The organism is Streptomyces sp. NBC_00663, from assembly GCF_036226885.1.
GTDB lineage: Bacteria > Actinomycetota > Actinomycetes > Streptomycetales > Streptomycetaceae > Streptomyces.
This window is the reverse complement of record NZ_CP109027.1, coordinates 1-23,151: the sequence shown is the minus strand read 5'-3', so window position 1 is coordinate 23,151 and position 23,151 is coordinate 1. Positions and strand designations below refer to the sequence as shown.

The 23,151-nt window shown below is 68.0% G+C and carries 17 protein-coding genes; 6 read left to right on the top strand and 11 right to left on the bottom strand.

The annotated features are described in order from the left end of the window. The first annotated feature begins 11 nt into the window (after positions 1-11). The 4 genes from OG866_RS00085 (at position 12) to OG866_RS00070 (ending at position 3,803) form a co-directional block, all read left to right on the top strand. Positions 12-635 carry a 2'-5' RNA ligase family protein gene (locus OG866_RS00085; protein ID WP_329331180.1) on the top strand — a complete coding sequence of 208 codons (624 nt, stop codon included), beginning with the start codon at positions 12-14 and terminating at the stop codon, positions 633-635. A gap of 927 nt (positions 636-1,562) precedes the next feature. Further along, entirely contained in the window at positions 1,563-1,826 is a 264-nt protein-coding gene (locus tag OG866_RS00080; RefSeq protein WP_329331179.1) for a hypothetical protein, read from the top strand. Continuing rightward, positions 1,823-2,713 (top strand): sigma factor-like helix-turn-helix DNA-binding protein, encoded by an 891-nt coding sequence (locus OG866_RS00075; protein WP_329331177.1) that lies wholly within the window; start codon positions 1,823-1,825, stop codon positions 2,711-2,713. Before OG866_RS00080 ends, OG866_RS00075 begins: the two co-directional genes overlap by 4 nt. 10 nt (positions 2,714-2,723) lie before the next feature. After that, positions 2,724-3,803, top strand: a complete 1,080-nt coding sequence (locus tag OG866_RS00070; protein ID WP_329331176.1) for a hypothetical protein — start codon at positions 2,724-2,726, stop codon at positions 3,801-3,803. 268 nt (positions 3,804-4,071) lie between these two features. On the opposite strand, the gene OG866_RS00065 is transcribed toward OG866_RS00070, so the two are convergent. The 8 genes from OG866_RS00065 to OG866_RS00030 all read right to left on the bottom strand — a co-directional run bounded on the left by OG866_RS00065 (position 4,072) and on the right by OG866_RS00030 (position 16,945). Beyond that, positions 4,072-4,278, bottom strand: coding sequence for a DUF6207 family protein (locus tag OG866_RS00065; RefSeq protein ID WP_329331175.1), 207 nt, complete (start codon positions 4,276-4,278; stop codon positions 4,072-4,074). Between the two features lie 317 nt (positions 4,279-4,595). Continuing rightward, positions 4,596-5,264, bottom strand: a complete 669-nt coding sequence (locus OG866_RS00060) for an HNH endonuclease family protein (protein WP_329331174.1) — start codon at positions 5,262-5,264, stop codon at positions 4,596-4,598. A gap of 636 nt (positions 5,265-5,900) precedes the next feature. Then, complete coding sequence (locus OG866_RS00055; protein ID WP_329331173.1) at positions 5,901-8,108, bottom strand: KAP family P-loop NTPase fold protein; 2,208 nt, start codon at positions 8,106-8,108, stop codon at positions 5,901-5,903. Positions 8,109-8,160: 52 nt separating this feature from the next. Beyond that, complete coding sequence (locus tag OG866_RS00050) at positions 8,161-11,394, bottom strand: helicase associated domain-containing protein (RefSeq protein ID WP_329331172.1); 3,234 nt, start codon at positions 11,392-11,394, stop codon at positions 8,161-8,163. 92 nt (positions 11,395-11,486) lie between these two features. Beyond that, on the bottom strand, positions 11,487-12,521 hold the full coding sequence (locus tag OG866_RS00045) for a TniB family NTP-binding protein (protein WP_329331171.1): 1,035 nt from the start codon (positions 12,519-12,521) through the stop codon (positions 11,487-11,489). After that, entirely contained in the window at positions 12,515-14,755 is a 2,241-nt protein-coding gene (locus OG866_RS00040) for a transposase (protein WP_329331170.1), read from the bottom strand. The genes OG866_RS00045 and OG866_RS00040 overlap by 7 nt, the downstream gene beginning before the upstream one ends. Then, a complete protein-coding gene (locus OG866_RS00035; protein ID WP_329343856.1) occupies positions 14,752-15,489 on the bottom strand; it encodes a TnsA-like heteromeric transposase endonuclease subunit in 738 nt (245 codons plus the stop codon). Before OG866_RS00035 ends, OG866_RS00040 begins: the two co-directional genes overlap by 4 nt. 421 nt (positions 15,490-15,910) lie before the next feature. Then, positions 15,911-16,945 (bottom strand): hypothetical protein, encoded by a 1,035-nt coding sequence (locus OG866_RS00030; protein WP_329331169.1) that lies wholly within the window; start codon positions 16,943-16,945, stop codon positions 15,911-15,913. 340 nt (positions 16,946-17,285) lie between these two features. Here OG866_RS00030 and OG866_RS00025 point away from each other — a divergent pair, with 340 nt between their 5' ends. Together OG866_RS00025 and OG866_RS00020 are read left to right on the top strand one after the other, a co-directional pair. Then, complete coding sequence (locus OG866_RS00025) at positions 17,286-17,597, top strand: hypothetical protein (RefSeq protein ID WP_329331168.1); 312 nt, start codon at positions 17,286-17,288, stop codon at positions 17,595-17,597. Between the two features lie 191 nt (positions 17,598-17,788). Continuing rightward, positions 17,789-18,607: a hypothetical protein gene (locus tag OG866_RS00020; RefSeq protein ID WP_329331167.1), complete on the top strand. Its 819-nt coding sequence runs from the start codon at positions 17,789-17,791 to the stop codon at positions 18,605-18,607. A 35-nt stretch (positions 18,608-18,642) separates the two neighbouring features. On the opposite strand, the gene OG866_RS00015 is transcribed toward OG866_RS00020, so the two are convergent. The 3 genes from OG866_RS00015 to OG866_RS00005 form a co-directional block, all read right to left on the bottom strand. Continuing rightward, a complete protein-coding gene (locus OG866_RS00015) occupies positions 18,643-19,755 on the bottom strand; it encodes a YaaC family protein (RefSeq protein WP_329331166.1) in 1,113 nt (370 codons plus the stop codon). Positions 19,756-19,919: 164 nt separating this feature from the next. After that, positions 19,920-22,415, bottom strand: coding sequence for a DEAD/DEAH box helicase (locus OG866_RS00010; protein WP_329331165.1), 2,496 nt, complete (start codon positions 22,413-22,415; stop codon positions 19,920-19,922). 120 nt (positions 22,416-22,535) lie between these two features. After that, entirely contained in the window at positions 22,536-22,727 is a 192-nt protein-coding gene (locus tag OG866_RS00005) for a hypothetical protein (protein WP_329331164.1), read from the bottom strand. Positions 22,728-23,151 lie beyond the last annotated feature (424 nt).

Below are 23,151 nucleotides of genomic sequence, written 5' to 3'. Positions count from 1 at the left end.
ACATCCGGACTATGACGACGCAACCCGAGACCATGCGGAACCACTGGTGGTGGCGGCCTGGCTGGAGTGTGGGCCGCCGCTTCTACACCTGGCACCTGACGTTCGAGGGCCAGGACGATGTGCACCGACTCGCCGCCGAGTACCGCTCTGCGCTCGCGCCTCTCGAAGACATCCTCACCCCGATCCCCGACCAGTGGCTGCATTTGACCATGCAGGGCATCGGCTTCGTGGGTGAAGCCGAAGAGCAGGATGTCAACGCGATCGTGGAGGCAGCGCACACTCGCTTGGCCGCCGTGCCACCCTTTGACCTGCGCATTGGCCCGGAGGTGCTGGATCCCGAGGCAGTGTTGCTTCATGTCCACCCCGACAACCCTGTCCGAGCCGTGCGGAGCGCCATCCGGGAAGCCATTGGGGACGTTCTTGGAGAAATTCCGGAGAAGGCCGAGGGCTTCACTCCGCACGTATCAGTGGCTTACAGCGCCAAAGACGGCCCCGCAGAGCCGATCGCGCAGGCCCTCGACAATCTCAGCCTCACGCCTGCGCAGGCACATATCTCCACCGTGGAACTCATCGTGATCCACAGGGACAACCAGATGTACGAGTGGCAACCCTTTGCGAAAGTGCCTCTCGCCTGAGAAGAGAACAAGGAGTCGGACCGTCAGCGCATGCCTAGCGGAGGCTGGGCGCGAGAGGAGAGGGCCCCCGACGAACTGCTCAGCGCAGCGCGAACACGCAATGCGCGTACGCCTGCGGCTTCCAGCCCTTTGCAGAGTTCACCCGAGAGCACGGAGCGCATCTGCTGCGGGTGAAGTTCCCGCTCGCCGTCACCGCCCTCTGTCTGGTACCCGCGAAGCACGAGCACCAGACACGGCGGTATTCGCGGTCCAGGGGAGGGGACCTGTTCCAGCACCTCACGAAGGACGGCGTGCGGCTGGAGAGATCAGGCGCGTACGGCTACGGGATCGCCTGTGGGATGCCTCCACCCCCACTCCGAGTACAAGCCCTGACCATGTTCATTTGTTCAGGTCGCCGTGAGAACTGAGGGCGGCGGATTGCCGTGAGGGGCGGGCGCATTGTTGCTCTGCCCGGGGTGTCTGGTGGTGTGGTGCTCTCCGCTTCCGCCCAGCGCGTGGGCGGCTGGACGGAAGCGGGGCGGTTGTCCCCTCCGGTGGTTCTTGAGCACGAGGGGGCCGCGCGGCCTTCCAGACTTGGAAGGTGCGACGCCGGGGGAGGCGCCTGTTCCATGGTGCGCCTCCGGGCTGGTGTCGCAAGGGGAAGTACGGGGTCGCCATCAAAAGGGTTCATTCCGTCATGATTTGGCGGTGGCGGAAGCGATTTTGCAGTAACGCGCCCTTGAACACGGGATTGGTGGGGTGTTGTCAGCGCTGTGCGGTCGTCTGGTGACGATGTGTTCACCGGGCGGCATTGTTCCGCAATCCCATGATCACGTTGAGTGGTTGCTGCCTCACGCACCATGCTGTCGTGCAACTCCTCCGGGGCGCTTGAGCACCGCCTTGGAGGGGCCTATCCAGACACCTGTATGTCGTTTCAGGGAAGGTGCCATGACAAGCAAGCAGGTGATGACCGTCATCGTCCTGGCGGCGGTCCTCACGTGGAGCACGGTGATGACCGTGCTGGGCCAACTCACAGCGCTGATAGCGCTGTTGCCCACGCTGGGGCTCCTCGTCCAGCAGATCGTCTCCGCCCTGGGCGGCACCGACGCGCGGGCCGCTACGGCGCCTGCTGCAGCGGCTGGCGGGCCGGAAGCCGCCGCGGCTCCCCGGCCGGCTGCCGAGCCGGAGGAGCGTCAGGAGCCGCCCCGGTGACCACACCTCCCGTTCCACAGTGGCCAGCTGACCCGCCCCACCGCCGCGGCCGCCCACCGGAGCCCATCTGCAAGGAGGCCAGCACCGCGCACCGCACGTGGCTGGAGCCGGTCCGAACCCGCTTCGCCGCCAGCGGCCTGACCCTGGACGAGCTGGTCGGCCGATCCGGCTTCTCCAAGACCCGCCTGTCCGAACTCATGCGCGGCAAAGGCCTCTACCCCACCTGGGAGATCACCTACAGTGTGGTCCGCGCCCTGGACATACCTGTGGGGCCGCTGCGCCGGCTGTGGCGCATCGCCGCGGTCGAGGCGGACAAGAAGCCCTCCTGGATCACTGACCGTCTCCAGGCCGTCCCGTCGGCGGACCCCGATGTCCAGCCGGTGGCACACATGGCCCTCTACCAGGCCATGGCCGAGCCCTATAGCGCCTACGCCCAGGCCTTCCTGCAGTCCCTGCCCCGCGCCCGGCAGGCGATCGCCGAGGTCTTCGACATCCTCTGGCTGACCTGGGACGAGGCCACCTCCAGCCCCGACATGCCCCGCCACGCCTGGCAGCAGCTGCGCGCCACCGTCCTGGCCCGCGCCGCCCGCAGGCCGGCCGGCCACTACGACCTGCGCGCCGCCGCCTTCTTAACCGTCCACCAGGCCCAGGCGCCGAATCTGATCGAGCGTCTGGCCCGCATCGACGTCCTGGCCCGCTTCTTCGACGCGATCGCCCAGTTGCCCGATGACCAGATGGACGTCACCGTCCTGCGCTACCTGTGCGGTCTCGACCCCGACGCCATCGCCGCCGTTGTCGGTCTGCCCCCGGCCCTGGTCCACACCCTGGACCACCACGCCCGCTGGGCACTGAAGCAGCTCTTCCCCGACATCGACCCCCAGGAGTGATCCGCCCACCATGAGCACCATCGACGACCTCCTCACCCAGTCGCTGCTGCTGCGTGAGCCCCACGTCCCCGCCGACATCGTCCCCCACGACGAACCGCTCGACGACGACCTGCTGCTGTGGCAGCACCGGGCAGACGAAACCACCGACACCAGCGCCGCCCACAGCCTGACCGCCCTGTGCGAAACCGTCGTCAGCCACTGCACTCCCGAACAACTAGCCGACTTCCTCACCGACCAGATCCCCCAGCCGGCCACCGCCCGCATCCTGGGCTGCGCCCTCCACCTGGCCGGCGTCGACCTCGGCGCACGCTTTTGGTGGCAGTACGCCGCCGGCGCCGAAGACGCCCCCGCCTCCTACTGCCTCTACCTCCAGCACCTCGCCCACGGCGAAACCCACGCCGCCGCCCTCTGGCATGCGCAGACCGGCCTGCCCCAGACCGAAGACGACACCCCCCACAGCGCCGAATACGCCCCGGCCCTGCACTCCATGAGCGCCGACAGCAGCCTCGCCACCGTCCTACGCGTCCTCGCCCAGCTCACCCGCACCCTGCCCACCCACCGGCACACCCCCGCCGCACGCGCCGTCATCGAATTCGTCGCCTCCGCCGTCACCGGCGGCTACGCCCGCCACCCCGACCTCGAGATCCCCCTGCCCGGCACCTACTTCGCCGAACAACTCGAAATCGTCGTCGCCGCCACCACCAGCACCCGCCAGCTCCTCAAACCCCACCCCGCGCCCGCCACGCCCCCCTCGAAAGCGTCCGCCGCCGAGGACCTGCCAAACCGGCTCGCCCCCGATGAGAACCGCAAACACATCCCCACCAAAGCCGCCCCCCGCGGCCCCGAACACCTCCTGGTCCAAGTCACCGCCCCCGACCACGAACCCACCACCGCGCACACCTTCTTCAAGAACGCCGCAGCCGTCTGCTGGAAGACCGCCACCGCCACAGAACAGGACACCCGCGGCAACGCCATGGCCTACCGCCTGCGCCGCTTCGCCCAACGCCTGGCCCCGGCCCCGTCCGGCTTCGACCGGCTCAGAACAGCCACACCCTCCGGCAGCGCACCATCCCCCTTCCACCGACTATGAGCACCGGCAGACACTGCGCGGCCGCTACAGAGTCTGCAGAATTGAGGGTGAGCGTTGCCGCCCGGGCAGCGGAGTGTGTCGGCCTGTCGCCGCCGGTGGAGATGAGGCGTGGCGGTGGGACTGCACGCCCCGAGATGCTGATGTCCCGCAAGGGTCCGGGCTGGGTGCGGACTCGCACCACCCTCGGTGTCCCCACCTGGACTTGAGCTGATTGCAGGAACAGAACCTTGAGGCCCAAGTATCTCCAATGGCAGGCGGGGCGAAGGGGCTAGTCGGGGGCTTGGCGGAGGTCGAGGAAGCAGCGCAGTCGTACGCCGGGCTGTCCCGCTTCTCGGGTCGTGTGGGCGGCGGGTGCGAGGGCGCACTGTGCGGCGAGCAGGTTCTGGACGGCGAAAGCGGTCTTTTCGTCCAGGGCCGTGATGTCCACCACGGCAAGTCCGGGCTCAGTCATGTGTGCTTCGTTGATCGGTCTCATACACAGCACTACGCGCAGACGCCTGGCGAGGTTCTCCCGCAGCGGCGTCTTCACCCGTCCGAGGACACGCCCAGTGAGGGCTCATGATCTGGAGGCTGATCGCGAGCTCAGCTGACGGGGCTGGCTGAGAGCTGCGATCACGCGGACGGGGGAGCCTCACGGCGCTGGTGCCGCAGCCGGGGTGGCTGCTGCGGGTATCCGCGCCGGTGGCGGCTGTGGAGATGGGCCAGGGGGTGCATGCTTGTCCACTCGGCAGACCACAGCTGTTCCGGGCCTTCAGCCGCGGCCGGAACCGCGTCTGAAGGCCGGGGTCGGCGTTAGGGGGCCGGGGCGTAGTGGACGACGGTCAGCTCGCACGGTCCGCCGGCGTAGACGTTGAGGGTGTCGATTTCGGCTTGGTCAGCGCTCAGGCCCCAGCGCAGCTTGGTCGCGGTCCACTCGGCGAGGTAGCGGCACGTGGCGTTCGGGGCTGGCGGCATCCAAGTGCTCGGGTCCTGGTCGGCCTTCTGGCGGTTCGTCCGTGCGGTGACGGCGACCAGACTGGCGGCGGCGTCCTGGTCGTTGGCATAGGCCTCACGGCGTGCGGCACTCCAGGTGGAGGCACCGGAGTCCCAGGCCTCGGCGAGGGGGACCATGTGGTCGATGTCGAGCTTGGCCGGGGCAGTGACTTCCTGTTCGTCATAGTAGGACAGCCACTCGCCGCCGCTCAGCTTGCAGCCCGCGGATACGGTCGGCGCCTCGGAAGCTTCGGCCAGGAGTACTTCGGCGCGGGTGTTGCAGCCGTCGGCCGGGTCCAGGCCGCGGTTCCAGTGCTTGAACTTGTCGCGTGTGTAGCCGGTGCGGGACTCGTCGGCGACCGGGATCTGTCCGATCGCGTAAGAGAGTGGGAAAGTCTGCGCCGCTACAGCATTCGCCGGCGTGGGGACGGCGAGCGGGGCGAGGACGATGAAGAGCGCGGGCAGGGCGCGCAGGATGTTCTTGATCACAACAGCAGGAATAGCGGTGCGCGACCGGGCCGGTGAGTGGGCAGGCCCTTTTGTGGACCGGTCGGCTGAACGCTTTCACCGCCGAACCGTTTTATCCCACCACACGGTTGACGTCGGTGCCCGCGGATCAGGATCGTCGGAGGGCGTGTTCGCGATCCGAGAAGCATGCACGGCCGAGCGTCCTTCACGCTCTCGCGGACCCGCATCCTCACGCTGACCTGAACCAGCCGTGCACGGCAGTGTGGCATGCCACAACGACACTTCGAACTGGTCGGCGGCCGCTGAATGGCCTGCTGCTGGACATTCACGGGTCGCAGACCGAGGAAGTCGAAGACCGTGTTGCCCTGACCGCCGACCTGCCGCGGTGGCCCGGCGGCCGAGCGCTGTACGCGGGCGTGTACCTCGACTCGGGGAGCATCCCCGCATGCGCGGGGAGCAGATGTCGCGGCTCGATTTATGTGCGCAGCGGGCTAGCTCTGAGCTGGCGAGTTCTCAGTTTTAGTGGTTTACGGTGTGGCTGCTGGGGGTGCCTGGGCCGGGGGCTGCAGGTGCTTGACCTGGTATTACGCAGCTTGGCTGAGTGGTATGCAGTTCGGTTGGGTTGCTACTTGGGACGCCAGCGCTGGGCTGGGGGGCTCAGAGGGTAGCGGTGGGGTCCGGGGTCTGGCTTGTGGGGCGGCGATTGCGGAGTTCTTGCAGGATGTTGTTCTGGTGTTCGTCGACGGGGCTGCTGCTGGGAGCGTCGAGGAGAGGGCCCAGGCGCGTGTAGATGTCGTCGAGGCCGAACATCGCGTCGAGGCCAGCGAGGGCGTTTTCGTCGATGAGGCGGAACGGGTGTGTAGCGGGCGGGATGAGCTTGCCTAGGAGGGGGAGGAGCACCCATCCGTTGTCGAGGCGTTGGTGTAGCCAGATGCGCAGGCTGTCGGGGTGGGTGTGGCGCCACATCCAAATCAGGTCGGTGTCGGACTCGGTGAGTTCCTCGGCTGGTCTGCCCATGACGGGCGCGAGCTGCTGGGTGATCTTCTCGGCGACAGCGTTGCGGGCCTGGAGTGCCCAGGCTTCGGTGGTCTGCACTTGCTCGGAGTCGTTGTTGTCAGGGTTGGTGGCGCGGTGCAGCGTCCGAGCAGCCAGGACTGCCCCTTCGGGGGTGGCGGCCATGGCCGCCAGTACCTCGGGTCGTTGTTCCGGTGGGAGGTCGGTGAGAAGGTCGCGGGCCAGGAAGCGCAGGCTCATGTCACTGCTGACGAGGCCCATCGTCTCTGGCTCGGCGGTGAGCTGTCCGTAGTTGTCGGCCATGGCTTGGAGAAGGACAGCAGCAGGGACGGGGCTTCCGCTGCCACGGCGGTGTTGGATCCGGCGTGCGATGCGGTGGGTGTCGTCACGAAGACGGAGCAGCAGTTCGGCAGCTTCTTCTTCCGCGGCGTCGGCGGCCAGTTGCGCCAGGGCTTGGTCGAAAGCCGCTTCGGAGAGGTCGTCGTCGGGGACGCCGAAGACCATGTAGCGGTCGAAGTAGTCCGCGCTGCCGATCCCGCGGCGCTGGGCAGCGGATTGCTGGTCTCCGCCGTTGCCAAGGTCCCTTTGGAGCGCTGGGAACAGCAGGGCCAGCAGGTTCAGCATGCCGTCGATGTGTTCTTCGGCGACACCTGACGTGCGTAGACGGGTATGCCAGAGTTCGGCTCGTTCGCCAGGCTGCGTTCCGCGCCGTACAGCTGCAGAGGCGCTGGTTCCAGTCAGTTCGGCGTGGTGCCGTTTCAGGAGCCGGTAGACGCCTGGTTCGTTGGTGCGCAGGAATGTGACGGCGAGGAAGTCGACCAGGTCCACGTTGCCAGCGAGGGCACCGAGAGTCGCGTCGGCTTGCCCGAAGTACCTCTTGATGGCCCGGGGCGTCTGCAGCCTGTCCTGCAGATGTCGGAAGTAGGCTTCGGAGAAGCGCCGTTGCTCACCTGGCGTCATCGACATGCCGTGGCCGTCCAGGAGGGCGTTCAGAGAGCGGTTGCTCATGGCGGCCGCGTCGCGGTCACGGAACGCCGGAAGGTCCAAGCGGACCTGGATGATTTTTTCCAGGAACTCGCGGGCCCGGTGGTCGCTGTCGCGGACGAGGTCGCTGCGTTGCAGGACGTCCAGCAGTGTCTGCTCGTCGAAGCTGATCATGTAGTAGATGTTGGGCAGATGTCCGACCAAGCGGACGAGTTTGAAGATGACCAGCAGTTCTTCGGGTGTGAGCCGGTCAAGGTCGTCCATGACCACTAGCACGGGTCGGCCTGCCTGGCGCAGGGCTGATTCTGCGGCGCGTTTGGCGGCTGAAGCGCTGGTGTCTCCGCTGATGCGGTCGCCGACGTGCTTGATCAGGTCTGAGGAGTCCAGCCCGATCAGACCGGTGAGCTTGCCGAGCGGGCTGATGGACTGCGCGAACTCGCCGAGCTTCCTGCGGACCTCTGATCCATGAGCGCTTTTGGGCAGCGCGTTGCGGATCTCGCTGAACAGGGCAAGGGCCAACGACTCGACGTCCGAGTACATCCATGGGTTGAGCTCAGCCACTGACCACGGCGTGTTGGACGTGTCCTGAGCGGCCGGTCGGCGTCTCGGCTTCCACCGGAAGCGCTGCGCCTGGCCGTCGGAGCCTCCTAATGTTGCTCCCTGCAGTTGCCTAATGACCATCTGGAGGACGGAGGACTTGCCGGATCCCCAGGGGCCGATGAGCGCGAGGACTCCGGTTTCGCTCTGCTCGCGTACGCGGTGCAGCAGAGTGACGGCGTGCTCAGCGTACTGTCGGCGTCCCAGCAGGTCGGGAGCGTTCGTGCTGCCATCGATGGGCTCGTCGTTGAAGAAGCGGGCGTCACTCACCGGCACATCGTGCCTGACCACGCGCTGCACCGCCGCGAGTTGGTGAAGGAGGTCAGGTGTGTGGGTGGATGCCGATGGTGGTGAGGAGGTGCTGCTGGGCGGGGTGCAGGGTGGTCCAGAGGGTGCGTTGTCTGCCGGTCCATTGTTGGAGGGCGGGGGAGGGGGACTGGCCGGTGCGCTGGTGGAACTGGGCTTGTCGGTAGGCGTGTTGCCAGGTGCGGGACCAGGGTGGGTTCCACCAGGGGTCAATGGTGTCGAGCGCGTGGGTGGTGGTGGTGGGGGAGAGGCGTCCTTGTCGGGCGGCGCTGCGCTTTTGTACCAGCCAGGCGCCCAGGGGGAAGCCGTCGTGAAGGGTGGTTTGGCTGCAGGCGAGGTGGCCGTGAGTCGCGGCGTAGGTGCGGGCGTGGGTTAAGCCGGGGCCAAGAAGGAACACGCGGCTGCTCTTCGCTGAGCCGGCGATGTCTTCGGTGCGGGGGGTGATGCCGATATCGGTCAGAAGTTGGTGTTGTTCGGGGCGTAGGCGGGGCCAGGCAGTCTGTTGTGCGGCGGTCCACAGCCGTACGTCGGTCGGAGGGCGCCCTGGCCGAGCGTGTGCGGTGCGGGCACGGGTGTAGGCGCGCTGCCAGGCCAGATCCCAGGGCGGGTTCCACCACCGGTCGATCGCGCAGAGGGCCTGGTGGCGGGCGGTGGGGGCGGTGTCGTCGAGGGCTCTCCGGCGTTGGCCGCTCAGCCAGCGGCCCAGGGGGAAGCCGTCGTGGACGGTGGAGTAGGCCATGGCCAGTGTGTGATGGGTGGCGGCGTAGGCACGGGCGTGGGTGAGGGCGGTTTCGGCGTAGCGGGTGAGGGGGCGGATGCGGGCCGTCTCGCCGGTGAGGCCGACGCTGGCCAGGAGGTGCTGCTGGCCCGGGTGCAGGTCGTCGTAGCGGAGGCGCTGCTGACGCAGCCAGGCGCGCCGGATGGGGGCGAAGCTGCGGAAGTGATGGTCGGCATCGAGTTGGTGGCCGCCTTCGACCTGCAGGCGGATGTTCTGCCAGGTGCCCTGCCAAGCCAGAGGCCAAGGCGGGCACCACCAGGGATCGACTGCGTCCAGAGCCTTTGTCTGGGTGGATGGTGGTGTGCCGCGGCGGGTGTGCTCGCGCGCCTGCTGGCGTTGCCGGCGCAGCCATCGTCCGAGCTGGAATCCGTCGTGGACGACGTCGGTCGCGGTAGCGAGGGTGTGGTGCGTCGCGTGATAGGAACGCGCGTATCTGAGACCGACAAAGAATTCGACCTCGTGCTCGGAGGGCCGGGCGGCGGTACCGCGCGCAATCTCCTCAGTCAGCCCGAGCTGTACGAGCAGCTTCTGCTGGCCGGGTTGGAGGACGTCATATTGGGCGTACTGGGTCGTCAGCCAGGTGGTGAGCGCGCTGCTGGTGCCTGGGAATCCGGCTGCGACGTCCAGGACTTGGCCGCCTTGGACCTGCGTGTGTGCCTGGTGCCAGGAGCGTTGCCAGTCCAGTGCCCAGGGTGGGTTCCACCAGGGATCGATCGCCGACAGGGCCAGGGCGCGAGGTGATGGGGCACCGTGGCGTCGTTGATAGGCGCGGTCTTTGCTGCGCTGGTTTCCCAGCCACTGCCCCAGATTCAGTCCGTCCTGGACGGTGCCTTGGGTGACATTCACCAGCGTCCTGTGGGTCTCGGTGAAGGCGCGTGCGCAGGCGATAGCGCGCTGGAAGTGGGTGGCCATGTGCTTACGGCGGGGCCGGGCCGCCTGTGCGGTCTCGGGGGTGAGACCGATGCCTACCAGGAGGCGCTGTTGTGCAGGGTGCAACTGACCGTAGCGGGTGCACTGGTTGTACAGCCATTCGCCCAGGCCGAAGCTGGTGGTGGGGAAGCCGTGTTCCGGGCGCAGGGGCCCGCGGCTGCGTGCGTGGTCGCGGGCTTGGTAGTAGGTGCGTTGCCACATCACTGTCCACGGCGGCCGCCACCACGGATCCAGTGCCTCGAGTGCTGCGACGTGTTCCGGTGGTATCGCGGCGTGCTTCCGTTGATTCGACAGCCACCGGCCCAGGCCAAAGTCATTGAAGCGGCTGTGGATCGGTACGGCGAGGTGCCCGTGGACGGCGGCGTAGGCACGGGCGTGGGCCAGCCCCGTCGTGAATGCCTGATCCGACATGTGCCGCAGCCCCAGGTCCAGCGGCCTGCTGTCCGCCGTTTTCGCCGGCTGCTGTGCGGCGTTGCGGTGGGCGGCGAGTTCGCGGGCGATGGGGCGGGGCTGGTGCGCCATGTGCAGCGCCCACAGCCGTTCTGCGGCGGCGGGATCTGCGCCGGTCTGGACAGATTGCTGGGCCCAGAGCAGCAAGGGGCCGGCCGAGATCGAGGCGATGCGCCCGGCAAGCGACGGCTGGTTCGTGGCCCGCGTCAACTGGGCCACTAGTTCAGGGGTGTGGGCAAGCGCGTGGGGCAGATGTCCGCCGGTGTCGGCGAGCAGCCGCTGACGGGTGCGGGGGGCAGTGAGGATGGAGGTGAGGGCGACGGTCTCCGGGTAGGTGACCGCGTCTCTGACCAGCAGCCGCCACCAGCCGGGATCGGTACCCGGCGGGGTCAGCAGCAGTGTCCGGCGCGGCCACTGCTGCTCTTCGGGCCACTGCTGTGCCCACCAGGAGACGGTCACAGCATGCGAGACCTCGAACGCGCGCGCGGCGTCCGGGCGATGGCGCAGTAGAGCCAGATGCCGCCGGTGCGCCTTGACCATCTCCGGCAAGCCCGTCAGGTCGACCTGCTCGGTGTCGGCCGATGCACCGTCGATCCAGTGGGTGCCGAGCATCCAGCGCCGGTGGCGCGGGCAAATGCGGGTGTGTGGCTGCAGATAGATCCGGACGGGCTTGGCCCGTCCGGTGCATGCGGCCGTCCACGATCGGCAGCCTTCTCCCGCGGCGGGCACGACCCGTCCGAAACGGAACCGCCCAGCCGCGCCTGTCCCGTCCGGTGCGAGGGGCTCCTGTGCGGTCCAGGCAGGCAGCGCCCTGCTCAGGATTTCCTCTGGCACGCGGCAGAACACAGCAATGCGTGCTCTGGCTTCGGCGTTGAGGTACACCTCGCCGTCCGTGCGGTAGCCCTTGAACAGGCCTCCGCGGACCTGGATGAGTGCCGGGACGAGGTCTCTGACGCCGAGGCGGTAGCGGTCGGCGAGGCGGTCCAGGTAGGACAGGTTCGTCTCGCCCTGAAGCGGGGCAAGCCGTACTGGCCCCGGGCGGGCCGCAGCCGTACGCGGCGGCTGCGGCTGTGGTGGAAGCGTGATGGGCATCGGGGGCGTTCCGGACGGGCTTGGATGCACCGGCATCCGAGCAGTGGACACAACGGGCAGACCGGCAGCACGGTTGCGGCAGAGTCCGCCGGTCAAGGCTGGCGTTGCGACCGCACTTGCTGGCGGCGTGGGGCACGGGTGCGTTGTTCGGCGGCGGTGTCGAGCTCGATCTGCTCGAGGAGCCTCTTGGTGATCCTTTCCGTGCCGTCCAGCAGTGACACGAGGGCGGCTTCGCGGATGAGGTGGGAGAGACTGCCCATACGGCCGCCGGTGCGGGCGTGGAGGTAGGCGGCGTGCGTCACCAGGGTGCCGGGCGTGTGCCGGCGCAGCCGCAGGGCACTGTCCATGCCGTGCACGAGGTCGTGCCAGAGCTGTTGGTCCGGGGCGCTGCCGTAGCGCAGCGGCTGGTTGCGCACGATTTTGAAGCGGCCGGCGAGCTGGGAGCCGCGCACGCCGGTCAGCAGGGGTGAGGATTCGACGTCGATGCCGGAGTAGACGAAGGTCGCCGGGATCCGCTCGCCGAGGTATTTCAGCTGATCGGAGGTCTCGGCACCGGCCCGGCTGCGGGTGTCCATCAGGTGCACGTCGTCGACCAGGACCAGCTGGGTGCGCATCTCGCACAGCAGCCCGCACACGGCGTTGGTGATCTGGATCTGGTTCATCCTCTCCGGGGTGGGCAGGCCGAGGAAGCGGGCGAACTCGCTGATGAGCATCTTCGGGGTGGAGGAGGGTGGCACGGTGATGAACAGGACCGGCACCCGCCCGTTCTGATTCGGGTGGCGGCGCCGGTCGGCGAGTTCGACGGTGCGCCCGAGCTGCTGCATGGCGGTGGTCTTCCCGGTGGTGGCCGGCCCGGAGATGATCAGGCCGCGCCGGGCGCCGCCTTGCTGGCCGCGGTTGAGCAGCAACAGGCGGCGGACCGCGGTGGCGATGGTGTCCATGGCGGGGGTTTTCAGCACCACGAACCGCGCGTGGTAGTCCTCCCGTTGCTCCAGCGTCCATTCCTGGTCGCCGGCGTCGCGTGCAGCTGTGTGGGGTGTGTCGACGAACTGCTGCCACCCGTCCCACGTGGTCAGCGGATTGAAGATGGTGTGCTGCGTGGCGGCGGGCTGATCTGTCGTCACCATGCCTGGGCCTCCTGGTGCGGGTCGTAGATGCGCAAGCCGCCCGGCCCAGCGGCACCCGCCGTCTGCCCGGTTGCCTTCTCCCGGGCCGTTCCAGCCCTCGCCTTGGCTCCTTGCGCCTCCTCTGCGGGGCCTGCCGCGGTGTCCTGTCCGTCGGCGAGGGCGGCGAGAAGGTAGTCCTCGCCGTCCGGGTCGTCCTCGACGTCGTCGAGGTCCCAGTCGTCGGCATCTTGCAGCACAACGGCGAAGATGCCGGGCAGCCCGTATGAGGCCGTCGGCGCAGTAGGCACCGACGGCTGCTGCGGCCGTGTGGCGGGAGGAGGGTCCGTCATCCGTGCGGCTGCCTGGGCCCGGGCAGCCACCGTCCGCTCCCGCCTGCTGCCCAGTCCCTGGCTGGCCCGGCGCAGCAGCCGATCCAGCGCCCGGGCGATCTCCGCCTCGTGTTCCTCACGGCCCGCGCGGCGTTGCACGGTGCGCCGGACGTGGTCGAAGGTGAACGCGGTGAACGGGCGCCTCACGGCCTCCGCGTGGATCCACGGCACTTCCAGCCACCCCTCGGACAGGCGGATCCACACCCGGCCGGGGTCATGAGGGTTGTGGTGGACCTCCCACCGTCCGTTCTTCTCCGCCCGCGGCGAGCGGCGCCGCCGGTAGGGGGTGAGACCAGGATGGTCATAGGTGCGGTAGCCGAAACGGATGCCGTAGTCGTTGATGGCCTGCCACCGGACAGGCAGCAGCTCGATGTAGTCGTCTGCCGACAACGGCACCGGCACATGCCCGGTGAACGCCACCAAAGCCGCCCACATCTCGTTCGGACAGACGGCGACCTGCGGCATCATCGGATGCCGCAGCGCCTCATGTCGGCGCTCCTGCCACCCGCAGATGACCCACTCTTCCAGCAGTTCCTGAAGCTGCGCCAAACTCCAACAGGCGTCCTGCTGTGCGGCCGCGCCGCGCTGGGAGACGTCCGAGCCGGTGTGGCCCGGCAGGTACTGGCTGAACCCGTCGGCAATCGCGCGGAAGGTCCTCTCCACGTTCCCCTTCGCCGGGCCGTTCGCCGGCGGCACCGGCTGCACCGAGATCCCTAGGCTCTCGCACGCAGAGACGAACGACGCCGACACATACACCCGTCCCTGGTCCATCACCACCGTCTCCGGCATGATTACCGGCCGGGCTGCAGCCTGCTCCAGCCGCGGATCCAACGCGATCAACTGCTCGTAGGGGATGACAGATCGCTGCATGGACAGTGCTTTGTCCCAGCCCGGCCGCATCACGGTCGGCACCAGCATCTGCGCGAGCAGCATCGCCGCGTCCACCGACCGCGTGCCCACCGGGCGCAGCAGAGCGGCACAGATACTGCGGGTGGCCACATCCAGCGCGATGCTCAGCTCCAGACGGCCGGTCACGCCGTCATCCAGCACCGCCAGGACATCTAACGGCGTGCTGTCCAGCATCACCAGCTCACCCGGCCGCAATGCCACCGTCGGCGTGAACGGCGGCGCCGGCCGCGACGCGTGCCACCGCCGCTGCGCCGCCGTGCCCAAAAGGCCCTGCCCATCGCCAACGGCGTGCACCAGACGGTTGAACGTCGACGCCGGCGGCAAAGCCACCACCCCGGCGCCGTGCTCCTCCTCCAGCAGCCACCCCACCCGGCGGCGCAGCCCCACTAGCGTGCCCGTCGACCTCTCCCGCCGCCCCTCCAGCACCTTCCTCACCGCCGCTACCACCCGCTCATCGGCCCGTCCCACCGCCGACCGCTGCCGCACCGCCCGTCCGTCTACCAGCCCCCACAAGCCCTCACTGCGATAGCGCGCCCGCATCCGGCGCACCGTCGCTACGCTGACCGTCCAGCCCGCCGCCCTCAACTCCTCGGCCTTGGCCTGCTCCCGCTGCGCCAGGCTCCGCGTCGCCGGATCGAACTGCTCACGCGGGGATCCCTGGGCCACCGCCTCAGGAAAACCCGTCTCCACCTCCCGCACATGCCGCTGCCACGCCAGCGCTCGCTCCCGCACCGGCTCCGTCAGCGCCTCCAGCAGAGCGAACGGCGGCACCCTCCCCGGCGCCGGCCCGCTGTCCACCTCGAAGGACGGATCAGAGCACAAAAACGGCAGCAGCACCGCCGCCGAAGCACCCTCGTCGCTCACCAGCGTGGCCCGGGCGCCCTCCAGCACCCCCACCGTCCACACGCGCCCGTCATAGCGAAGGCGTGCCCCGACCTCGACGACCGTCTGCCTCACGCCGCCTCCAGCCCCTGCTGAGCGAGGCAGACGACCGCACGCTCGTGCAGCGGTTCGTCCAGCCGCACCCACAGCACACCGCTCCACAGCGAGTGAAACACTGCAGGCCACACGGCGATCGGATCCCCCAGCCCTGGTACCGCCTCCACCGCCGGCCGCGGACTAGCGAAGGCCTCCAGCAGAGCGGGCGTCCGCACTCCCGCCGCATACCGGGGATGCCGGTAGCCCGCCAGCCACCGCACATTGGCCACCACAACCGGATCCGGAAGCCCGGCGATCCGGTAACCCCAGCCCGCGGTCTGCGCAGCAGCCGCCACAATCCGCGCCCGCTCCGTCAACCGGACCGACGCACCGCCGCGCCCCACGCAGTCGACCAACAGCCCCGAGCCGTCCTGCAAACGGGCCATCAACTGCGGTGCATGCCCGCTGGATCGGCCGTCCTCACACCACACCAGCTCCACCGGCCGGCAGGCCAGCCCCACCACCGCCGGATCCCGGTCCAGCAGCATGAGCTGGGTCCTTATTACACCCGATCCGTACGCCACCAGCCGCCGGGTCGTCGACGACCACCACCAACCCGGAGCAACACGCCCCCCATGCCGGACTGGGAAAGGGCGTATGACAGGAGCGGCCTCGAAGGCGACGTCCTGCGCAGCCTCAAGCCACGGCACCTGGCGCACACGCCCCACGGGGTCTCGAAAACGCACGTCGATCCGGCCCGCCTCCACGGCCATATCGCCTTCGCACCCCACAACACCACCGCTGCCGCCCGGCTCAGAAACGCTGCCCCCGGCCCCGGAAGAGGGGGACGACGCGGCCTGCTGGCTGCTGTCGACGATCACTCACGACACACAACGCCATACGAGCCCGACCGCGCAGGAAAACCATCAGGGTTACTCCGTCCGTGACATCAGCTGCAGTGCCGAGCAGCAGGAAGAATCTCCGGCGCTGGTCGGCTCCCTGGCACCGCCGCATCGCCTGCCCAAACAGGCGGGCCGGGCAGTCTATTTATGGATCATTCGAGTGATGACCAGATGGCATGCCATGGATGTCGGCGATCAAGCCGAAAACGCCGGACTCGTTGATGCCCCGCCGGTGCGCGTAGTGCGAGGGTGGGCGTCGTTCCGCCGCACAAGAGCGCCAGTTGAATGTGCGTCAGTCCACCGGCGCTGGTCCAATCGGCACGGCGCCTTCCGTCAAGGGAACAGCTGTACCGATCCAGGTCTGCAGCGGGCTGGTGTAGTCGACCTCGAGGATCGGGCCGAGCCAGGGTCGATCCAGGCGATGGCCGAGGTGGTGAACGAAGCGTCCTCCTGCACCCCACCCAGCCGGCCGCGTCCGGCTGCGGTCGGCGTGCGCCATCAGGATGCAGACCGGGTCGGTCAACGCCGCAGTCACGGCGATGACTTCGGGCAGGACGACTGCATCACGCAGTGACGCCGACCGCACGGCTTCCGGGCCACGGGCCGCCGATGCTTGCGCGAGGCGGTCCAGGCGCCGGGGCCAGATCTGCTCGTCCTGCCAGGCGGCAGCCTGCCGCCACCATCCCAGCACGACGGCACGGGCAAGAGCGAACGCCTGCCGCGGATCGTGCCCGCGGGCGGAGGCCTGCCGGGCCAGCGCCGACCACCGCTGCTGGGCCCTGCCGATCTCGGGGCAGAAGGCCACGTCCAGCCACTCGGGCCCACCCGGACCGTCGGCGTCGGTCTGCCAGCGCTGATGCCGCAGGCAGACCCGTCGCCACATTGGCAGGTAGCGCACCGCGAGCACGGGACGACCGCTGCGGCGCGCTGTACACAGCTGGCACGCGATAGCTACGGGCCCGAGCGCGCGGGCATGCTGCCAGCGCATCCGCCCCTCTCCGAGCCCGCCTGGTCCTCGCCTGCCGGGCCCGCACCGAACACGAATGTCCGGGCCGAATGCGCCCGGCCCCTGCGACCACGACGGCAGGGACCGCGCCAGCACGCTCTGAGGGATCCCGCTCAGACGGGCCAGCAACTCCTGCCCCGCGGGGTCAAAGAGCACCTCCAACACCGTCCCGGGGCTGCCTTTGCACAGCCGAGGACGAGGATTGGTCTGCTGCCACCAGCCCAGCAGGGATCCGCTGCCCATCCAGTATCCGGCGGCGAGCCGACACAGGTACGACCACGTCGTCTCCCCATCCAGCGGAGCCACCCTCAGCACACCCACGACCTCAGCGTGCCCTCTCCAGCTGGCCCGGACGGGCAATTGGGCCCAACTCCACCCGCCCGCAACATCGATGAGCTCAACCGGCCCGGCCCGCCCCTGCTGCGCTACGGTGAAACCGTGCTGCTCCCCGCCGACGCGGGGGTACCCGCTCCTCCACAGCACCCGGCCAACGGCTTGCCCGCATGCGAGGGAAGTGCCGCCCGCCGGGGGAGGACGGTTCCCGTTCTCTCGGTGAGGAGTGCCCTGCATGCCTGATACCGCCCCCTCTGCTTCGCACCGCTGCCACCACTGCCACCGCCCGGTCGCCGGGACGGCAAGCCGTTGTGCGAGTTGCCGGAGCTTGCGGCGTACACCGGACCGGGCCTACCGACGCGAGATCGCTGACGCTCTCTTCCCGCCCGCCGCACGCGCCGCCCTGCTGGGACGTATTGCCAGCGGCGAGCACATCAGCGACGTCTGCGCCGACCTGGGAATCTCCGTCCACCGGGCCCGCAGCTACGCCGCGTATGCCCCGGCCTGGGGACGCGCCCTGGACCTGGCCCTGACCGCAGGACGCGATCCCGACCTTGACCACGGCACCGCGATGGCCTACCGGCACGGCCGTTGCCGCTGCCCCGAGTGCCGCACGGCGAAGAACACCACCCGTCCCTGACCCACGGCGACTCAACAGTTGGGGCCAGCGCGGGCCGCAGCCTGAGGACAATCCCGGCCTTGTGCCGGCTCGACACCGCGTCACAGATACAGGACCCGCGGCTGAAACGCGTTGATGCCATCTGCTTGTCACGTCATGCTTCTTTCGTCGTGCGGCTAAGAACTGCCGGGGTCGAGATGTGGGGGAGACACGTGGCAACGACGGGGGCGCGGTCGCAGGCAGAAGTGGTGGCGCGGCACCGGGCCAACCTTGAGGCGTTCGTGCTGCGAGCACGCCGGGTAGAAGCACACTCACTGGCGGCCGACTGGGACGAGCTGGTGGCTTTGGCCGGAGCCACATACACAGTGACTGTCCTTGAAACAGGTGAAGCGCATTTTCGCCAGGAGCTTCCCGCCGAAGAGGTGGTGGAATCTGCTGCCGCGAGAATCAGACCACTCCTCCTGGAAACAGATGCCTGCTCCTACCTGAAGGCGCTCGCTGGGGTGGGGTTCTTCTGCCGGGCGATGCCGGACGACAAGACGTGGGTCAAGGGCGCACGCACTGAGTGGCGAGACAGAACAGGATCCGCAGCACCTACGCGGGAGACCGGATATCAAGTCATGATCGGCAACCCCCTCACAGGACAGGCTGCCGATCTGGATGACCAACGCCTGGCGATGGCCTGGATCTACGGGGATGTCGTTCACCACGACACCGAACGACTAAAGGAAACTGACCCATTCGGTCTGTCCGAACGATTTCGTGCCGCAGCCCCCCTGGTCGCCTGGGTCATGGTCAGAGCGATCGAACTCCTCAACTACGTTCGAGCCCTTCAGGAATACGGAGCACTTGAGCTCCAGCCGGAGGTGTTCGACCAGGAAGTGGTGCTGCAGTCGACGTCTTGGGAACACACCGGACGGGTGTACAGCGCGCCCGTTGGTACGCCTGCTCCCGTCGATGCCCTGACACCCGTTGGAGAGGGATGGACCCCGCTGTCCGGTAACGCTGTGCTGCAGCAAGCAGAAGAGTGACGCCTGCGCGACACGGCCTGGCGGGCAGTTCAACCTCAGCGGGAGACCTCGTCGATGGTTGCCAGTGTGAGTTCAGGTACGGCGATGAGGGCTTTACGCAACAGCCGCTCGACAGCCGCAGCGTCGACGCTGTGGTTCACATCGATCTGTGTGGTCCACTGGCCAGGCTGGTAGCGGGCAAGCATCGAGAGGCTGTACAGCACCGACCACCACGCAAGAAAGGGATGCAGCTGGGCCCCGTCACCTCCGAGGACGGAGTGCACACGTCGTTGCAAGGGGTCGCGGCCGATCCAGGGTGTCAGCGTGTTCATTACTGACTCGACGTCCTGGTCAGATGCCTGCTCCGGTCTGCCCAACGGCCAGGCTAGGCTCACCGTTACTGTCCCCCGTTTCTCGTCCCGCCCGGAGAAGCTCGCCGGTCCGTGCAGGAATTCGTAGCCGGCGACCGTTGGGAACGCGCTCAGTTTCTGACGGATTGCTGCCGCGAGCTGGTCTTGATCATCTCTATGGGGCGCGACTTCGTCAGAGAGGCCATCCAGGTCGAGAGCCACCTGGCTGAAGCTGTCCGGACCCACAGGTTTCCGTGTGACCCGAAGGCACCGTACTGAGGATGGAGCGGAGGTAAGCGGCCAGCCGTCGTTCTCCTCAATAATGTTCCACAAATCGGCGAGCTCGACTTCCTGAGGCAGAGAACGTGAGCCTAGGAGCGAGGCCACTTGCGTGAACGCTCCGGCCCCCTTGTCCGCGACCAGCACACGTCCCACGTGGGGCTGGTCGGCTTGCTTGATAGCGATGCCGTGACCGTTCAGCCGGTAGTCCGGCTGCTGCCCCGCGGCTGCGATTGCACGGCCAGCCTGACTCAGGCCATAAAACAGAAGGAGGGGCCGGGAAGCTGGCCCCACATCCGCGGCCGCCTTCAAGAGCTGCTCTGCTTGCTCAAGCGCCGAGTTGTACGTCTTGCGTCGAGCCGCGTTGCCACTGCCTGCCCAGCCGGGCGGGTCCGAGCGTGTCTCTCGAAGCGCCTGCCAGACGTCCTCAAGATCCGGGTAAGTCAGATCATTCCAGGTCGGATAAGGCCTACGCACCATCGGCTCATTGTGGCTCACCATCGAGATCAGCACACGGACAACGACTGACCAGGTCTTCACCTCCTTGGCACCCCGCCGGACACGCCCGACTGACGCATCGGCAAGGGGCGTTGGGAAAGGATCACAAGCGCACCTATAGAGCAGCGCGATAGCTGGAGTCGTTCCGAGAGAAGCAGGAGAGCTCCGAGGTAGGGGGAGATCCCCCACCAGATGCTCCCGCACTCCTACCAGCGCATGCCCAAGGCGGTGAGGGCGTCGTGTCGTTCGGGGCTGAGTTTGTTGGCGCGTCGTCGTGTGTTGGAGATGAACGACCCCAAGCCGAGCAGCTCGCCGTCGACGTCTTCGCGGTGCTGGCGAGGCACCCGAAGGTGCCCCTCCCGGGCGTGGAACTGGCGGGCTGCGGCCATGTTGCGCTCCCACAGTTCATCCTGGGATCGCCGTACCGGCCGCACGCCCTGTTCTGTGGTGTCGGGGTCGATGCCGAGGCTTTCCAGGAGGTACTGCTGCGCAGGGGTCAGCTTGTCCCACGCGGCGGTCTGCCCGGCGATCCACACGGCCAGGTCCTCGCCCTGGACGACCAGTTCGCCCGCCTTGGTGGGCAGTGCGCCTCCGGCCTGGAAGTGTTGGAGGAGCAGCCGATGACAGCGTGCCCAGCTGATGTCCCACTCCGGGCACCATCCGGGATCGATGTCCTCCAGCGCCTCCATACGGGCCTGTGACAGCTCCCCGGCGTACGACAGGCCGGTTTCCCCGTTCGCGCGGCGTGCGGCGTTCTCACGCGCCTTCTTGGCCCCGGCCCGCTGATTCTTGAGCCAGGTGCCTAGTGCATGGCCATCCCACACCACGGAGTTGCCGGGCAGGCAGTGCCTGTGCACGTTGGCGTAGTCGCGGGCGACGGCGAGGCCGGCCTCCCACGCGGAGGCGTGCACGGACCAGACCATGCCGAGGTTCTCCAGCTCCGTCACGCGCGACGCTTCCAGGGTTCCCGCGCTGTAGTACCGGCGTTGATCAGCGACAAAGACCCCCAGCGGATGCCCGCCGACACCATCGGGCCAGTCGTCCGGGGTGACGTACGTGTAGGGCACGCGCAGCTCGATGTTGCCGGTCTCGCGCAGCCAGCGGGTGGCGGCCTGGATGCCGCGTCGCCAGTACGCCTTTTCGGGGTCGATGACCCGCAGCCGCACGAACTGGGCGAGGGCGGCCGGGTCTCGTTCCTCGGTGAACCGCAGCACTCCCGCCGCCGCGGCACCCACCGGCGGAACGAGATCCGCCTCCTGGCCGTCCTCCCCGTCAGCGTCCTGCGCCAAGCCCTCGCCCTCGACGTCCTCGTCCTCGGAGCGCCAACTCCCGTTCCGCAGGCGGGGATCAGCAAGTGCCTCGATCGTCTCCGCATCGTGCGCCCGCAGGGCTCCGAGGAGCTTACTGAGGGTGCCATAAGCATTCGAAGTCAGCAGCTCATCCGCATCCTCGTCCGGTCCGAGGAATACCGGAACGATCAGCGTGGCAAGTTTTCCGCGCCCGGGATGCAGCCGCAGGGCACGCCCAACCATCTGTACGATGTCGACCATTGAGCCGCGCGCATCCGCAAATAGGACTGCGTCACACTCGGCTGTATCGACGCCTTCACCCAAAACGCGAACGGATGAAAGCACCCGCAATTCGGCCCGCACATCCCGGCCCTCAAAGGCCGGTCCTCCGAGGAAATCTGAGGCGAATTCATCCAGCACCGTACGGCGGTGTCCGGGGGCGTGCTCGCCGTACAGCCAGTCTGCCCAGACCTGATCTGCTGGCGGGTAGGTGTCGGGGTCGTCCTCAGTGAGCCGGCCCGCAGTCACCGGTACCGCGGCCGCCATCGCCTCCGCCTCGTTCACCCTGCTGTGGAAGGACAGCACGCGCCGGAAGCGTTCCTCGACCGCGGCCCGCATCAGCCCGGTCTGCACGGCGGCCAGGCGCGCTCCGCGTACGGCGTCTGATCCGGTTTCCTCGCTGGTCATCGCGGCGTACAGGTCCGGGTCGCGGATGTCGAGGCACAGCACCTGGTACGGGGCGACGATGCCCCGCCCGATCGCCTCCGACAAGGTGAGCTTGTACGCCACCGGTCCGAACACCGGCGACCCGTCCTCCATCGACGCCACCAGGCGAGGCCGCTCACCCTCCGCCTCCCACACCCGCGGCGTCGCCGTCATGTACAGGCGCCGCTCGGCAGGGAGCTGCGCCTGATCGTGCACGGCCGCCCACGGCTTCATGCCGTCACCACTGGTCCGGTGCGCCTCATCCACCACCATCAGGCTCCACACCCCCAGCCCGGCCGTGTGCGCGCGTTGCAGGATGCGCAGGCCCACCGATGCGTAGGTCGCGAAGACCGTCACGGTCTCCAGCCCCTCCACCCACGCCACCAGCTCGTCAGGATCAGTCGTGCAGGGCAGGCCCTGGCTCTCCTCGGCCCGCAGTGAACAGACGCCGATCATCGCGCCCGTCCGGCCCGCCCGCCGCCAGGCGCCGGCCATCTGCGTCAGCAGGTCCAGCGTCGGCACCACCACCAGCACCCGGCGAGCAGAAAGACGACGCGCAGACTCCGCACCGATCAGGCTCTTTCCGGAACCGGTAGCGGCGATTACCTGCGTGCGCAGACCCTCGGGCGGCATATGGCCACCGGCCGGAGTCCCGAGAATGCGAACGACGCTATCGACGGCCTCAGCCTGATGCGGACGCAATTCCATTTGAGCCACAATGCCTCACATTCCCGGGTCTATTCAGAGGGAATCCCGTCTCAGCCCAGATCCCATCCGAGTTCCAAAATGACACCTCACTCGCGTGAGCGGTTATAAGTCGATGCGGCTCTACCTGGGACGATTGGCGTCTTCTTCGTTCCATATCGAGATCACGTGCCCCTCACCATACTGCTCGATGACGATTGCTCGGGCTTCACTCAACGACGAAGCCATCAGCCGCAATTGAATTTCCGGCTGGCCAGCGATCTCAATAAGGCCGACGTACTCGCGCTTCGGCTCGCCCAGCTCGGCGTTCATCATGTCTCCCGTGGATTACCTATAGGGCAAACAAAGCCATCACGCAGCCCGCGCGATGAGGTACTCTGTCATCATCCCAGACTCAAGCCGGTCATAAGACTGACACACCAGATCTCTCGGGGAAGGACCGAAAGTGGTCGGGGTGGCCGATTCCGGTTCAGGAATGAGGGTTTGAAGGTGCGTCAGGCTGGTGTCCCGCAAGGGTGGCTGACGCTGCACCACAAGCGGCCCCGCCCCCTGTAGATGCCGCTTTTCTGACAGGCCCGGAGGGCATGTCAGGTTCCGTACGGGACTGCGGAGCAGGCCGGTACGGAACAGTCCCGGCCGCAGGCCGGGACCCCAGATCACGGAGTGATCCGGTAGGCAGAACGGAGTTCCGCCCCTCCCGCGCGCAGCGCGGGGAAGCGTCGCGTAGCGACGCCGCGTC